Annotated in this window: 13 protein-coding genes; 12 read left to right on the forward strand and 1 reads right to left on the reverse strand. The window is 62.0% G+C overall.

The window, feature by feature from the left end:
• Positions 1-48 precede the first annotated feature (48 nt).
• The 7 genes from thrC (at position 49) to yihA (ending at position 9,144) form a co-directional block, all read left to right on the forward strand.
• Positions 49-1,554 carry a threonine synthase gene (gene thrC / locus H6B31_RS05150; protein WP_204897527.1) on the forward strand — a complete coding sequence of 502 codons (1,506 nt, stop codon included), beginning with the start codon at positions 49-51 and terminating at the stop codon, positions 1,552-1,554.
• Between the two features lie 13 nt (positions 1,555-1,567).
• Positions 1,568-2,257: a metallophosphoesterase gene (locus tag H6B31_RS05155; RefSeq protein WP_204897528.1), complete on the forward strand. Its 690-nt coding sequence runs from the start codon at positions 1,568-1,570 to the stop codon at positions 2,255-2,257.
• Positions 2,258-2,394: 137 nt separating this feature from the next.
• Positions 2,395-3,834: a trigger factor gene (gene tig / locus H6B31_RS05160; protein WP_204897529.1), complete on the forward strand. Its 1,440-nt coding sequence runs from the start codon at positions 2,395-2,397 to the stop codon at positions 3,832-3,834.
• Positions 3,835-3,988: 154 nt separating this feature from the next.
• Positions 3,989-4,570, forward strand: a complete 582-nt coding sequence (gene clpP / locus H6B31_RS05165; protein ID WP_087288855.1) for an ATP-dependent Clp endopeptidase proteolytic subunit ClpP — start codon at positions 3,989-3,991, stop codon at positions 4,568-4,570.
• Positions 4,571-4,657: 87 nt separating this feature from the next.
• Positions 4,658-5,974, forward strand: a complete 1,317-nt coding sequence (gene clpX / locus H6B31_RS05170) for an ATP-dependent Clp protease ATP-binding subunit ClpX (protein WP_087288853.1) — start codon at positions 4,658-4,660, stop codon at positions 5,972-5,974.
• Positions 5,975-6,116: 142 nt separating this feature from the next.
• Entirely contained in the window at positions 6,117-8,540 is a 2,424-nt protein-coding gene (gene lon / locus H6B31_RS05175) for an endopeptidase La (RefSeq protein ID WP_243418858.1), read from the forward strand.
• 10 nt (positions 8,541-8,550) lie between these two features.
• Positions 8,551-9,144, forward strand: coding sequence for a ribosome biogenesis GTP-binding protein YihA/YsxC (yihA, locus tag H6B31_RS05180; protein WP_204897530.1), 594 nt, complete (start codon positions 8,551-8,553; stop codon positions 9,142-9,144).
• Positions 9,145-9,257: 113 nt separating this feature from the next.
• Here the strand turns inward: yihA and H6B31_RS05185 are convergent, their stop codons facing one another.
• Positions 9,258-9,974 (reverse strand): hypothetical protein, encoded by a 717-nt coding sequence (locus tag H6B31_RS05185; RefSeq protein ID WP_204897531.1) that lies wholly within the window; start codon positions 9,972-9,974, stop codon positions 9,258-9,260.
• Positions 9,975-10,202: 228 nt separating this feature from the next.
• Between H6B31_RS05185 and H6B31_RS05190 the strand changes: the two genes are divergently transcribed.
• From H6B31_RS05190 to H6B31_RS05210, 5 genes are all read left to right on the forward strand, one after another.
• Positions 10,203-10,715, forward strand: coding sequence for an ATP-binding protein (locus H6B31_RS05190; protein WP_204897532.1), 513 nt, complete (start codon positions 10,203-10,205; stop codon positions 10,713-10,715).
• A gap of 118 nt (positions 10,716-10,833) precedes the next feature.
• Positions 10,834-12,012, forward strand: a complete 1,179-nt coding sequence (locus H6B31_RS05195; protein ID WP_204897533.1) for an NAD(P)-dependent malic enzyme — start codon at positions 10,834-10,836, stop codon at positions 12,010-12,012.
• 115 nt (positions 12,013-12,127) lie between these two features.
• A complete protein-coding gene (locus H6B31_RS05200) occupies positions 12,128-12,505 on the forward strand; it encodes a hypothetical protein (protein ID WP_204897534.1) in 378 nt (125 codons plus the stop codon).
• Between the two features lie 139 nt (positions 12,506-12,644).
• Positions 12,645-13,283 (forward strand): CatA-like O-acetyltransferase, encoded by a 639-nt coding sequence (locus tag H6B31_RS05205; protein WP_204897535.1) that lies wholly within the window; start codon positions 12,645-12,647, stop codon positions 13,281-13,283.
• Between the two features lie 66 nt (positions 13,284-13,349).
• Positions 13,350-13,712 carry a hypothetical protein gene (locus H6B31_RS05210; RefSeq protein WP_204897536.1) on the forward strand — a complete coding sequence of 121 codons (363 nt, stop codon included), beginning with the start codon at positions 13,350-13,352 and terminating at the stop codon, positions 13,710-13,712.
• The last annotated feature ends 321 nt before the right edge of the window (positions 13,713-14,033 follow it).

Raw genomic sequence — 14,033 nt, forward strand, 5'->3', positions numbered from 1 at the left:
TGATCCGCATTGATTACGTATCCTAAAACAAGAATGGAAGGAATCAAGATGCAATACATCAGCACAAGAGACCGGGAACAGCAGTTTTCTGCCGCTCAGGCCATCTCCAAGGGGCTGGCGGACGACGGAGGGCTGCTCACACCGGTCTATCTGCCCAAGCTGCCCCGCCGCTCCCTGGAGGAGCTGAAGAACATGTCCTATCAGCAGCGGGCGGTGTACGTGATGAAGCTGTTCCTGGACGGGTTCTCCGTCAAGGAGCTCACCGACTTTGCCAACGCCGCCTACGGGCCGGAGAAGTTCGACACCCCGGCGGTGGCCCCGGTGCGCGCCCTGGACTCCAACACCTTCTGTCTGGAGCTGTGGCACGGCCCCACCTGCGCCTTCAAGGACATGGCCCTGCAGATGCTGCCCCACCTGCTCACCGCCTCCCTGCGGAAGCTGGAGGAGGAGAAGACGGTGTGCATCCTGGTGGCCACCTCCGGCGACACGGGCAAGGGGGCCCTGGAGGGCTTCCGGGACGTGGACCACACCAAAATTCTGGTGTTCTACCCCAAGGACGGAGTCTCCGCCATCCAGGAGCTCCAGATGGTCACCCAGGAGGGGGACAACGTGGGGGTCTGCTCGGTGTACGGCAACTTCGACGACGCCCAGACGGGGGTGAAGCAGCTCTTCTCCGACGAGAAGCTGCGGGAGGAGCTGGCCCAGCGGGGCTACTTCCTGTCCTCGGCCAACTCCATCAACTGGGGCCGGGTGCTGCCCCAGGTGGTCTACTACATCTCCGCCTACTGCGACCTGCTCCGGGATGGACATATCCAGCTGGGGGACCCGGTGAACGTGTGCGTGCCCACCGGCAACTTCGGCAACATCCTGGCGGCCTACTACGCCCGGGACATGGGGGTGCCCATCCAGCGCCTGATCTGCGCCTCCAACGCCAACAACGTGCTCACCGACTTCCTGCGCACCGGCGTGTACGACCGCAACCGCACCTTCTACAACACCATGTCCCCCTCCATGGACATCCTCATCTCCAGCAACCTGGAGCGGCTGCTGCTGGCCATCACCCAGGAGGACAGCGAGGTCCGGAAGTACATGGAGCAGCTGAAGGAGACCGGCCGCTATGAGGTCAGCGAGCGGGTGCGGGACAAGATCCAGCGGCTCTTCATGGGCTACTGCTGCGACGACGCGGAGACCCAGAAGGTGATCGGCGCCATTTACAAGAAGTTCGACTATCTCATCGACCCCCACACCGCCGTGGGCTTCTCCGCTCTGGAGCAGTACCGGAAGGAGACGGGGGACGAGACCCCGGCCATCGTGGCCTCCACCGCCAGCCCCTTCAAGTTCTGCGACAACGTGCTCTCCGCCCTGGGCGTGACCGAGCAGGCGGAGGGTCTGGACATCCTGGATCAGCTCAGCCAGGTGACGGGAGAGCCGGTTCCGGCCCCTCTGGCCGCCCTGCGGGACAAGAAGCCCCGCTTCCACGAGACCGTGGAGAAGGACCACATGGTGGACGCGGTGCTGGAGATGCTCAGCGCGCCGAAACAAGACAACCACTAAAGGAGCTGCGTCTATGTCCCTATACGCCATCGGAGATACCCATCTGTCCCTGGGCGTGGACAAGCCCATGGACATTTTCGGCGGGGGGTGGGCCGGCTATGTGGAGAAGCTCAGGGAGGGTTTCTCTCAGATCGGCCCGGAGGACACGGTGGTCCTGTGCGGGGACCTGTCCTGGGGCATGAGCCTGGAACAGGCGAGGGAGGACTTCGCCTTTCTGGACTCCCTGCCCGGCGGGCGGAAGATCCTGCTGAAGGGAAACCACGACTACTGGTGGACCACCGCGGCCAAGATGGAAAAATTCTTTGCCGAAAACGGGTTTTCCACCCTGGAGATCCTGCACAACAACTGCCGGCTGTACGGCGAAGTGGCTTTGTGCGGGACCCGGGGCTGGTTCTATGAGGAGGAGCGGGGCGAACACAGCGCGAAAATTTTCAACCGGGAGCTTTTACGCCTGGAGGCTTCCCTGAAGGCGGCGGGGGAGCGGGAGAAGTTCTGCTTTCTCCACTACCCGCCCCTGTACCAGGGGTACCGCTGCCAGGAGATCCTGGACCTGCTGGAGCGGTACCAGGTGAGCCGGTGCTACTACGGCCATCTCCACGGGGGAAGCCACCGCCTGGCCTTCTCCGGGAGGCTGGGGACGGTGGAGTACCACCTGGTGGCGGCCGACTATATCGGCTTCCAGCCGAAAAAAATCTTAGATTAGCGAAAAATTCCTGGGAAAAAACGAAATTTGGGCTGGTCAAACCGGCCTGTATCTGGTAAAATATCGTCTCGAAAGTATACGGCGCGGCGGCTGAGCGCTTGAGGAACGCCGCTTCGCGCCCACAGGAGGAAGAATTCATGAAGGTCACCAACGTAGAGAAAAAAGAAAACAGCACCGTGGAGCTGACCATCCAGGTAGAGCCGGATGCGTTTGAGGCCGCGGTTCAAAAGGCATATCTGAAGGCCCGCAAGAACATCGCCGTCCCCGGCTTCCGGAAGGGTAAGGCCCCCCGCAAGATCATCGAGGGCATGTACGGCACCGCCGTGTTCTATGAGGAGACCATCAACGACGTCTATCCCGCCGCCTATGAGGCCGCCGTGAAGGAGCAGAACCTGGAGGACATGGGCCACCCCGTCATGGACATCGTGGAGGTCAACAAGGAGAAGGGCCTCATCTTCACCGCTCTGGTCTCCGTCCGCCCCGAGGTCACCCTGAAGGCCTACAAGGGCCTCACCGCCCCCAAGGCCGAGGTGAACGTCACCGACGAGGACATCGAGAATGAGCTCCAGCCCTATATCCGCCGGGCCACCCGCCTGGTGTCCGTGGACCGGGAGGCCCACATGGGCGACACCGCCGTCATCGACTTCGAGGGCTTTGACGACGGCAAGCCCTTCGAGGGCGGCAAGGGTGAGGACTACAGCCTGGAGATCGGCTCCGGCTCCTTCGTCCCCGGCTTCGAGGATCAGCTCATCGGCCTGAAGGCCGGCGACGAGAAGGACCTGGACATCACCTTCCCCGAGGACTATGTGCCCGATCTGGCCGGCAAGAGCGTGGTCTTCAAGGTGAAGGTGAAGGAAGTCAAGGAGCCCCAGGCCCCCGAGGTGGACGACGAGTTTGCCAAGGACGTGTCCGAGTTCGAGACTCTGGCCGACTTCAAGAAGGACCTGGGCGAGAAGCTGCAGCAGCGCCGCACCGCCGAGGCCCAGAACGACTTCGAGAGCGCCGTGCTGGATCAGCTCATCGACAACCTGGAGGCCGACATCCCCGACGGCATGGTGGAGACCCAGCTGGACAAGATCATGGACGAGTACGCCATGCGCATGTCCGGCCAGGGCATGTCCATGGACGACTACCTGAAGATGATGGGCATGACCCCCGAGATGCTGCGCACCTCCGCCAAGCCCTCCGCCCTGCGCCAGGTGAAGACCCAGCTGGCTCTGGAGGCCGTGGCCGCCGCCGAGAACATGGAGGTCACCGAGGAGGAGTGCGAGGCCGAGGTCAGCAAGCTGGCCGAGCAGTACAAGCTCACCCCCGAGCAGGTGAAGGCCGCCGTCTCCGTGGACGCCCTGAAGCAGGACCTGCTGCTCCAGAAGGCCTCCAAGCTGGTGGTGGACGAGGCCAAGGTGGGCGAGGCCCCCAAGAAGGAGGAGGCCGCCGCCGAGGAGAAGCCCAAGAAGGCCACTCGCAAGAAGAAGACCGAGGAGGCCGCCGGCGAGGAGCAGCCCGCCGAGGAGAAGCCCAAGCGCACCCGGAAGAAGAAGACCGAGGAGAGCGCTGAGGAGCCCAAGGCGGAGTAAGAGAGAGACAGTCGACCCGGGGCGGCTCAGGCCGCCCCGGGTGGATTCACATCCAGGGAGCGGAGAAAAAAGCTCCCATTTCCCTGAAACATGGAATCATGTTCCGGTCCGGCGGGCATACTTTGGTATCACCGTCTAAAAAGGAGTATTATCTATGAGCTTAGTTCCCTATGTAGTAGAGCAGACAAACCGGGGAGAGCGTTCCTACGACATCTTCTCCCGCCTGCTCAACGACCGTATCATCTTCCTGTCTGAGGAGGTCAACGACACCACCGCCTCCCTGGTGGTGGCCCAGCTGCTGTACCTGGAGAGCCAGGACCCGGACAAGGAGATCCAGTTTTACATCAACAGCCCCGGCGGCTCTGTCACCGCCGGCATGGCCATCTACGACACCATGCAGTATGTGAAGTGCGACGTGTCCACCATCTGCATCGGCCTGGCCGCCAGCATGGGGGCCTTCCTCCTGGCCGCCGGCACCAAGGGCAAGCGTCTGGCCCTGCCCAACGCGGAAATCATGATCCACCAGCCCTCCGCCGGCACCCAGGGACAGATCACCGACATGGCCCTCCACCTGAAGCGCCTGGAGGTGGTCAAGAGCCGGATGAACCGCATCCTGGCCGAGAACACCGGCAAGAGCGTGGAGCAGGTCACCGCCGACTGCGAGCGGGACAACTTCATGACCGCCCAGGAGGCCCTGGAGTACGGCCTGATCGACAAGGTTATCGAGAAACGGTGAATCCCAGCGGGGGAGAGGCCGCAGCCTTGGACTGCGGCGGAATGAGAACGTTCCTCCCGTACCGCAAAACTATGAGGTAAAGAATTCATGGCAAAAAACGACGAAAAGCGCGCCATCCGCTGTTCCTTCTGCGGCAAGCACCAGGATCAGGTCCGCCGGCTCATCGCCGGCCCCGGCGCCTATATCTGCAACGAGTGCGTCCAGCTGTGCATGAGCATCCTGGAGGACGAGAGCGACCTGATCCAGGACTCCGCCGCCGGGGAGATCCCTGATGCCATCCCCACCCCCCGGGAGATCCACCAGGTGCTGGACCAGTATATCATCGGCCAGGAGGCCGCCAAGGTGGCCCTATCTGTGGCGGTATATAACCACTACAAGCGCATCTACTTCGGAGGCGGGGACGACGTGGAGCTCCAGAAGAGCAACATCCTGCTCATGGGCCCCACCGGCTGCGGCAAGACCCTGTTTGCCCAGACTCTGGCCCGGGTGCTGAAGGTGCCCTTCGCCATCGCCGACGCCACCACCCTCACCGAGGCGGGCTACGTGGGCGACGACGTGGAGAACATCCTCCTGCGTCTGGTCCAGGCCGCCGATTACGACATCGAGCTGGCCGAGCGGGGCATCATCTATATCGACGAGATGGATAAGATCGCCCGGAAGAGCGAGAACACCTCCATCACCCGGGACGTGTCCGGCGAGGGCGTGCAGCAGGCCCTGCTGAAGATCCTGGAGGGCACCGTGGCCAACGTGCCGCCCCAGGGCGGCCGGAAGCACCCCCACCAGGAGTTCATTCAGATCGACACCAAGAACATCCTGTTCATCTGCGGCGGCGCCTTCGAGGGCATCGACAAGATCATCGAGGGCCGCCTGGACAAGCGCTCTATGGGCTTCGGCGCGGAGATCCAGAGCAAGAAGGAGCGCAATGTGGGCGAGCTTTTGAAGGAGATCCAGCCCCAGGACCTGCTGAAGTTCGGCATCATCCCCGAGCTGGTGGGCCGCCTGCCCGTCATCACCACCCTCCAGTCCCTGGACCGGAAGCAGATGGTGCAGATCCTCACCGAGCCCAAGAACGCCCTGGTGAAGCAGTACCAGAAGCTGCTGGAGTATGACGACGTGGACCTGGAGTTTACCCAGGACGCCCTGGAGGCGGTGGCCGGCCGGGCGGTGGACCGGGGCATCGGCGCCCGGGGCCTGCGGGCCATTCTGGAGGAGGTCATGAACAAGATCATGTACGACGTCCCCTCCGATCCCACCATCGCCAAGGTGACCATCACCGCCCCCTGTGTGACCGAGGGGGCCCAGCCGGAGATCATCCGGGACCCGGAGCGGCAGGCCCGCCTGCCCCTGGGCAAGGCCGCCCTGCGGCCGGAGCGGGGCGGAATGCCCGGCACCAACGTGGGCTGAGGGCCCGCAAATCAATTTGAAACTGAACAGCCCCGCGGTCCCTCCAAACGGCGGGCCGGGGCTGTTTTTTCAAACCTGAGCGGCGGGGGAGGGGGACTCACCCGGCCGTCTGTGTTCAGATCCCAGAGAGGAAGTGAGAACCATGAAGAAAGAATGGACGATGGAAGAGACCGTCAAGATGCCGGTCATCGCCCTGCGGGGGCTGACCGTGTTTCCCAATGTGCTCATCCACTTCGACGTGTCCCGGGAGATCTCCATCAAGGCGCTGGAGGAGGCCATGGCCTCCGGCGATCCGGTGTTCCTGGTGGGGCAGAAGGACATCGGGGTGGATTACCCGGAGGCAAAAGACCTTTACACCGTCGGCACCGTCTCCAACGTGCGCCAGATCCTCCGCACCCCCGGCGACAACGTGCGGGTGATGGTGGAGGGGGGCGCCCGGGGCAGCCTGAAGCGGCTGCTGCGCTCCGCCCCCTTCCTGGAGGCGGAGGTGCAGCCCATCCAGGAGGAGAAGGCGGGGCAGAACTCCGCCAAGACCGAGGCCCTGATCCGCTCCACCTATGAGATGTTCCGCCAGTACACCGAGCTGGCCCCCAAGACGGCCCCCGACCTGCTCATCAACGTGCTGGCCAGCGAGGACCCGGGGTATATCGCCGACTTTATCGCCCAGAACATCGCCATGCGCAACAGCGACAAGCAGGCCATCCTGGAGGAGCTGCGTCCGGTGCGCCGCCTGGAGCGGCTCTACCGCCTGCTCACCCGGGAGGTGGAGATCTTGGGGCTGGATATGGAGATCCAGAACCGGGCCCGGGAGCAGATGGCGGACAATCAGCGGGACTACTACCTGCGGGAACAGATGAAGGCCATCCAGGCCGAGCTGGGCGAGGGCGAGGGCGGCGGCGACTCGGAGATCGGGGACTACCGCAAGAAGATCGCCGAGGCCAAGCTCCCCGACGAGGTGCGGGAGAAGCTGGAGAAGGAGCTGGGCCGGCTGGCCAAGCAGCCCTTCGGCTCCTCCGAGGCCACGGTCCTGCGCAGCTATCTGGACGTGTGCCTGGAGCTCCCCTGGGGCAAGAAGACCCGCGAGCGGGTGAGCGTGGAGGGGGCCCGGAAGGCTTTGGACCACGACCACTTCGGCCTGGACAAGGTGAAGGAGCGCATTCTGGAGTTCCTGGCTGTGAAGCAGCTGGCCCCTGATCTGAAGGGGCAGGTAATCTGCCTTGTGGGTCCTCCCGGCGTGGGCAAGACCTCGGTGGCCATGTCAGTGGCCCGGGCCATGAACCGGAAGCTCGCCCGCATTTCCCTGGGCGGCGTCAGTGACGAGGCGGAGATCCGGGGCCACCGGAAGACCTATGTGGGCTCCATGCCCGGCCGGATCATCGCCGCCATCAACCAGGCGGGGAGCTGCAACCCCCTGATCCTGCTGGACGAGATCGACAAACTGGGGCGGGACCACCGGGGCGACCCGGCGTCCGCCCTGCTGGAGGTGCTGGACGTGGAGCAGAACAGCACCTTCCGGGACAACTTCCTGGAGGTGCCCTTCGACCTGTCCGACGTGCTGTTCATTACCACCGCCAACACCACCGACACCATCCCCCGGCCCCTGCTGGACCGGATGGAGGTCATCGAGCTGCCCAGCTACACCGACGAGGAGAAGCTTCAAATTGCAAAGCGCTACCTGCTGCCCAAGGAGATGAAGCGCCACGGGCTGGAGAAAAACCAGCTGAAGGTGTCCGATGGGGCCATCCGGGCCATGATCGTCTCTTACACCCGGGAGTCGGGCGTCCGCGTGCTGGAGCGCCGGATCGCCGGCATCTGCCGGAAGGCGGCCATGCGCCTGGTGTCCAGCGAGGACGTGAAGCAGGTGAAGGTCACCGACAAGGATCTGAAGGACTTCCTGGGGGCCCCCCGGTACTACCCGGAGCGCCAGGTGCTGGAGGAGCGCGTGGGCGTGGTCAACGGCCTGGCCTGGACCTCGGTGGGCGGCGAGCTGCTGGAGGTGGAGGTCAACGTGGTCCCCGGCTCCGGCAAGGTGGAGCTCACCGGCAACCTGGGGGATGTGATGAAGGAGTCCGCCCATGCGGCCCTCAGCTTCATCCGCAGCCAGGCGGACCGGCTGGGTATCCCCGCCGACTTCTATAAAGAGAAGGACATCCACGTCCACTTCCCCGAGGGGGCCGTGCCCAAGGACGGGCCCTCCGCCGGTATCGCCATCACCACCGCCATGGTGTCCGCACTCACCGGGGCTCCCGTGAAGCGGGGCATTGCCATGACCGGCGAGGTGACCCTGCGGGGTCGGGTGCTGCCCATCGGCGGCCTGCGGGAGAAGACCATGGCCGCCCTGCGCAACGGCATCCAGACGGTCATTATCCCGGCGGACAACGCCAAGGACCTGGATGAGATCGACCAGACAGTGCGCAATGCCCTCCACTTCGTGCTGGTGGACCAGGCGGACCAGGTGCTCTCCGAGGCCATCCGCACCCCCGGTGGGGAGGTGGAGGTGAGCCGCGCCCTGGAGGACAACCTGCCCGGCGGCAAGAGCCGGGGGGCTGCCCGCCTGCGCCAGTGAGGAGGGAGCCATGCCCATCAATTTACAGAAGGCGGAGTTCATCCTCTCCGCCGCATCCCCCAAGGACTTTATCCGGGACGAGCTGCCCCAGGTGGCCTTTGCCGGCCGCTCCAACGTGGGCAAGTCCTCCGTCATCAACCGGCTGCTGAACCGGAAGAATCTGGCCCGGGTGGGGGCCGCCCCCGGTAAGACCACCCACATCAACTACTTCAACATCGACAGGGCCTTCTATCTGGTGGACCTGCCCGGCTACGGCTATGCCAAGGTGTCCAAGGGCGAGCGGGACCGGTGGGGCAAGCTCATGGAGAGCTACTTCGCCGACCGGTCCCAGATGACCCTGGGGGTCATGATCGTGGACTCCCGCCACAAGCCCACGGCGGACGACTGCACCATGGCAAAGTGGTACCGGGACGCGGGCTGCCCCGTGGTAGTGGTGGCCAACAAGCTGGACAAGCTGAAAAAGAGCGAGGTGGAAGGAAACCTCCAGCGCATCCGGGAGACCCTGGAGCTGGGGGAGGACACCCCCTTGATCCCCTTCTCGGCCGAGAAGGGGACGGGCAAGGAGGAGCTGCTCCGCGTGATTTTGTCCAGTGTGGAGAAATAATAAATCCCGGCTTTGTTCCAAACAAAGCCGGGATTTTCTGCCGTTTAAGCGACAAGCAACATTGCCTTACGGAGGTTGCCATACAAAAGATATTTCTGCTCGAATGGGGAAATCTACGCGTTCTCCAGAAAGTCGTCCCAGTAGAGCTCATACCATTTGTACTCCGGGACGTCCTGGGTTTTCGCCAGGAGGTAGTACCGGAGATACCGGCCCTCCTCCAGCTGGGGACCCAGCTGAAAATAGGCCTCGCTGTACTTCCAGCTGACGTCAGCCTCCACCACGGCGTACTCCGTAAAGTCATAGGTATTCAGCCTATTTTGCAGATCTTCCCTGCCGTACTGGCTGACCTGGGCCAGATCGTCCCGGGTCAGGGTGTTCAGGGCGTGGAGGGTATACTCCGTCATATATAGTCCATCCTGGAAATTTTCCGCCTCATTCTGCGCCGCAATTTGAAGGGACTCATTTTCTCCCACTAAGTTTGCGTACGAGTCAAAATCGGCGGCGGTCTCGTCGTAATAGAGCTGGTAGACCAGATGCTCCAGCTCGTTGTCGATACCGTCCTCCAGGATGAGGGTCCGGTCGTCAAACTGGACGCGCTCCTCTACATCCAGGTCCAGCACGGGCAGGGCGGACACGTCCACATAGCGCTGGGCGAGAAGGTCCATGTCCACGGGGACCCCCGTCTCCTGGGAGGAGGCGCCGGCGGAGCTGCCGGAGGCGGCCGGTGTGCTGCCGGACGGCTGGGACTGGGGGTCAGACGCCTGCTGGGTACAGCCGGAAAGGAGAGCGGCGGTCAGCGCCAGGGCGGACAGAATTCCTATGGGCTTCATAAAAGGCTCCTCCTTCACTGAGCGGTCTCTACCATGAAACATTGTTTACATCTAAAATAATTTTACCGTGAAAAATTTCCCCATTCAAGGGGAAAACGGTTACAATATGGGGAACATCCCTCCTATTGTTTGACATAGACCTCCGTGCCGCAGTGGCTGCTGGAAAAGAGGCCGTCCAGAAATCCCTGTGCGGTACCGGGGCATTTTTATAGAGAGGAGGGGAGGAGCATGGTGATTCTGCTGGCCGGGGCCACCCACACCGGAAAGACCCGGATGGCCCAGAAGCTGCTGGAGCGGTACGGCTATCCCTATCTGTCCCTGGACCACCTGAAGATGGGGCTGATCCGCAGCGGGTACACCCGTCTGACCCCGAAGGACGACCGGGAGCTGACGGACTACCTGTGGCCGGTGGTGCGGGAGATGGTGAAAACCGTGCTGGAGAACCGGCAGAACCTGGTGGTGGAGGGGGGGTATATTCCCTTTGACTGGCGGAACAGTTTCAGTCCGGAGGAACAGCGGGAGATCCGGTACCTCTGCCTGGCGATGAGCGAGGGGTACATCCGCACCCACATGGACCAGATTCTGGGCTATGCCAATGTGATTGAGACGAGAAAGGACGACTCCGACTGCACCATGGAGCGCCTGCTGGAGGAGAACCGGGCCAATCTGGAGCAGTGCCGGCGACATGGGGAGCGGTACCAGCTCATCGACCGGGCCTATCCCGACGAGCTGGAGCTGTGAGGGAGGCCGCCCCGGAAAATTTTCCCGGTCCGGTTGCGTTTTTTGGAAAAGCCGGTATAATAAAACCGAAACGACGCTCAGGTCTGGGCGCAGAACAGAGAAAAGTGAGGACAAAACTATGGATTATGCCAAGGAATCCCTCCGCCTCCACGGGGAGTGGAAGGGAAAAATCGAAGTGATCGCCACCGTGCCCGCCAACGACAAGGATTCCCTGTCCCTGGCCTACACCCCCGGCGTGGCCCAGCCCTGCCTGGAGATTCAGAAGCACCCGGAGAAGAGCTATGAGCTCACCCGCCGCCACAACCTGGTGGCCGTCATCACCGACGGCACCGCGGTGCTGGGCCTGGGCGACATCGGCCCCGAGGCCGGCATGCCCGTGATGGAGGGCAAGTGCGTCCTCTTCAAGCGCTTTGCCGACGTGGACGCCTTCCCCCTGTGCGTCAAGACCAAGGATGTGGACGAGTTTGTCCAGACCGTCTACAACATCTCCGGCTCTTTTGGCGGCATCAACCTGGAGGACATCGCCGCCCCCCGGTGCTTTGAGATCGAGCGCAAGCTGAAGGAGAAGTGCGACATCCCCGTCTTCCACGACGACCAGCACGGCACCGCCATCATCGCCCTGGCCGGCCTCACCAACGCCCTGAAGGTGGTGGGCAAGAAGAAGAAGGACGTGAAGGTGGTGTTCTCCGGGGCCGGTTCCGCCGCCATCTCCATCACCAAGCTGCTGCTCCAGGCCGGTTTCCAGGACATCACCCTGTGTGACAAGTTCGGCGCTCTGTACGAGGGCAACCCCGAGATGAACTGGGCCCAGCAGGAGATCGCCAAGGTCACCAACCTGGAGAAGAAGCAGGGCAAGCTGGCCGACATGATGGTGGGGGCCGACGTGTTCATCGGCGTGTCCGCCCCCAATCTGGTCACCCCCGACATGGTGCGGACCATGAACAAGGACGCCATCGTCTTCGCCTGCGCCAACCCCACCCCGGAGATCTTCCCCGACGACGCCAAGGCGGGGGGAGCCCGGGTAGTGGCCACCGGCCGCAGCGACTACCCCAACCAGATCAACAACGTGCTGGCCTTCCCGGGCATCTTCCGGGGCGCCCTGGACGTGCGGGCCAGCGACATCAACGAGGAGATGAAGATGGCCGCCGCCCAGGCTCTGGCCGCCGTCATCCCAGACGAGGAGCTCTCCGAGGACAACATCATCCCCAAGCCCTTCGATCCCCGCGTGGTCCCCGCCGTGGCCCAGGCCGTGGCCGAGGCTGCCCGAAAGACCGGCGTCGCCCGCAAGCTTTCTTGAAAGAAAGCTTGGCAAAGAACTTTGTGCAAAACTTCGTTTTGCCTCTGTGAGAACTGTCAGGTTTCGGAGGGAAAGATAGTGTGAAAGGGAACTGTCAGAGTTTCCTGGAGGTGAATTGGCCGAAGACCAAGAGAAGCCGGCCTGGGCCGTTCACGTGCAGTCAATCCGCGTTTCTCAGCGAAGCGGAGAATGCGGTGCAAAAGAACGTTATGTCCCTGGTTTCCTGAAAGAAAAGAAGCAAAAAACTTTGCGAGACTTTCCCAGGAGGTATTTTATGAGGGCATTCGATTATCTGTTTTTGCTGGGTGTGCTGTTTCTTCCGTCGTTAATTTACGATTTGCTTTTCGGACATGAAGCGTTTCGAAATCTGCTGCGGGATAAAATTCGCTTGATTGAGCTTTGTGTGATTTCTTTCGTTTTAGTTGGAATAGTCCGGCTTGTTTTAGCCAGCTATCTTATGATCAGAGAACTGCCTCTGGCCGCGAAATTTTAATCCTTGGAGCCAACCGGGCGGGGGAGGAGTGCATCCCTCCTCCGCCTGTTGGCATATCACGAAGAAAGGCGGGAAGCGCGGTGAAGCGTGGACTTGAGGAGGCCTCCTAAAATCCAATCAATTTTAGGAGGTAAACGAGATGAACTTTACACCAGTGGACTGGAATACCTGGGAGCGGGCGGAGGTATTCCGCCACTTTATCCGGGATCTGCGCTGTGTCATGAGCCTGACGGTGGAGGTAGACATAACTGATTTTCTGCGGGTCGTCAAGGGGAGAGGGCTGGCCTTCTACCCGGCCATGATCTGGGTGACCAGCACGGCGGTCAACCGCCGGGCGGAGCTGCGCATGGGCTGGGATTCAGCGGGAAATCCCGGCATTTGGGATGTGGTCTCCCAGTACTACGCCCAATTTCACCGGGAGGACAGCCGGTTTGCGAAGCTGGTCACCGAGTACGACCCGGACTTCTCTGTCTTTTACGAACGCTTTCAGGAGGATCAGGTCCGTTTTGCAAGCTGCCGCGGCTTTGACCAGCGGGAGCTTCCACCCAACACCTTTGACCTGTCCTGCCTGCCCTGGGTCCACTACAAATCCTTTGACATGCACATCTTTGATGAGGGGACGTATCTGGCTCCGGTGATCACCTGGGGCAGGTATGAGGACGACGGACGGGGAAGAATTACCCTGCCGCTGTCTCTGAACATCCACCACGCGGCGGCGGACGCCTTCCACCTGTGCCGCTTCTTTGCCGATGTGGAGGAGGAACTGGCAAAATTTTAGCCGGAGTATCCCACCGCAAAAAGGAGAGTGAAAAGAGATATGGACGCAAATCGCCGTTTTTATCGATTGATCCGAATTTTTGCTGCGGCATGGGCGCTGTCTGTGGCGGTGTTTTGGCTCTTTTGCAGAGACCCGCAGATGGCGATGCTCCATGTCATAATGGTGCAGTACCTGTTTCTGCCGGTGCTCACCCTCCTCCTGTCGTTTTTCCTGGGCAGAGAGGGACTGTCCATCCCACAGGCCGGATATGTGCTGCTGGGCTTCTCCGCCGCATATCTGCTGTGCCGTCTGCTCACCCTGTCCCTGCTGGAATATCTCCTCTCAGGCGCCGCCGCGCTGCCGGGCCTGTACGATGTTCTTGCGATTCTGTTCCTTTCTGCCGTCGGGCTTCTGATCGGCGCGGCGTCAAAAAAGAAACATTTGACTTGACGCTTCCCAAAGTGCTGCACCATAGCTCCCCGACAATCGGACTTGTGATATGCCCAGGGGCAAACACCCCGGAAGCGTTGGCTCGGAACCCCAGGCGCAGGCACGGAACCGCACCAGCCGCGATTTTTGCAAACCCAGGGCCCAGTGGCCCGGCGGGAATTTAGATCGTCACTCAGATTTTGCGCGCCGGAAATTTTGCTGAATGATTCAGTAATGCGTTCCCCGTAATGGGGGTCCGGGGGTAAGCGGTCCTATGGGCACGAAGTGCCCGTCGGCCGCGTCCCCCGGGGGCGTTTTGGTCACTTTGCCGCCATGGGCAAA

Origin of the sequence: Pseudoflavonifractor capillosus, from assembly GCF_016899775.1 — a bacterium.
GTDB lineage: Bacteria > Bacillota > Clostridia > Oscillospirales > Oscillospiraceae > Lawsonibacter.

What these genes read in the sequence shown, in the direction of transcription:
- tig (WP_204897529.1), top strand. Translation starts at nt 2,395, where the DNA reads ATGAAGGTCACCAACGTAGAGAAAAAAGAAAACAGCACCGTGGAGCTG.
- H6B31_RS05155 (WP_204897528.1), top strand. Translation starts at nt 1,568, where the DNA reads ATGTCCCTATACGCCATCGGAGATACCCATCTGTCCCTGGGCGTGGAC.
- clpP (WP_087288855.1), top strand. Translation starts at nt 3,989, where the DNA reads ATGAGCTTAGTTCCCTATGTAGTAGAGCAGACAAACCGGGGAGAGCGT.
- clpX (WP_087288853.1), top strand. Translation starts at nt 4,658, where the DNA reads ATGGCAAAAAACGACGAAAAGCGCGCCATCCGCTGTTCCTTCTGCGGC.
- H6B31_RS05185 (WP_204897531.1), bottom strand. Translation starts at nt 9,974, where the DNA reads ATGAAGCCCATAGGAATTCTGTCCGCCCTGGCGCTGACCGCCGCTCTC.
- thrC (WP_204897527.1), top strand. Translation starts at nt 49, where the DNA reads ATGCAATACATCAGCACAAGAGACCGGGAACAGCAGTTTTCTGCCGCT.
- lon (WP_243418858.1), top strand. Translation starts at nt 6,117, where the DNA reads ATGAAGAAAGAATGGACGATGGAAGAGACCGTCAAGATGCCGGTCATC.
- H6B31_RS05205 (WP_204897535.1), top strand. Translation starts at nt 12,645, where the DNA reads ATGAACTTTACACCAGTGGACTGGAATACCTGGGAGCGGGCGGAGGTA.
- H6B31_RS05195 (WP_204897533.1), top strand. Translation starts at nt 10,834, where the DNA reads ATGGATTATGCCAAGGAATCCCTCCGCCTCCACGGGGAGTGGAAGGGA.
- H6B31_RS05190 (WP_204897532.1), top strand. Translation starts at nt 10,203, where the DNA reads ATGGTGATTCTGCTGGCCGGGGCCACCCACACCGGAAAGACCCGGATG.
- yihA (WP_204897530.1), top strand. Translation starts at nt 8,551, where the DNA reads ATGCCCATCAATTTACAGAAGGCGGAGTTCATCCTCTCCGCCGCATCC.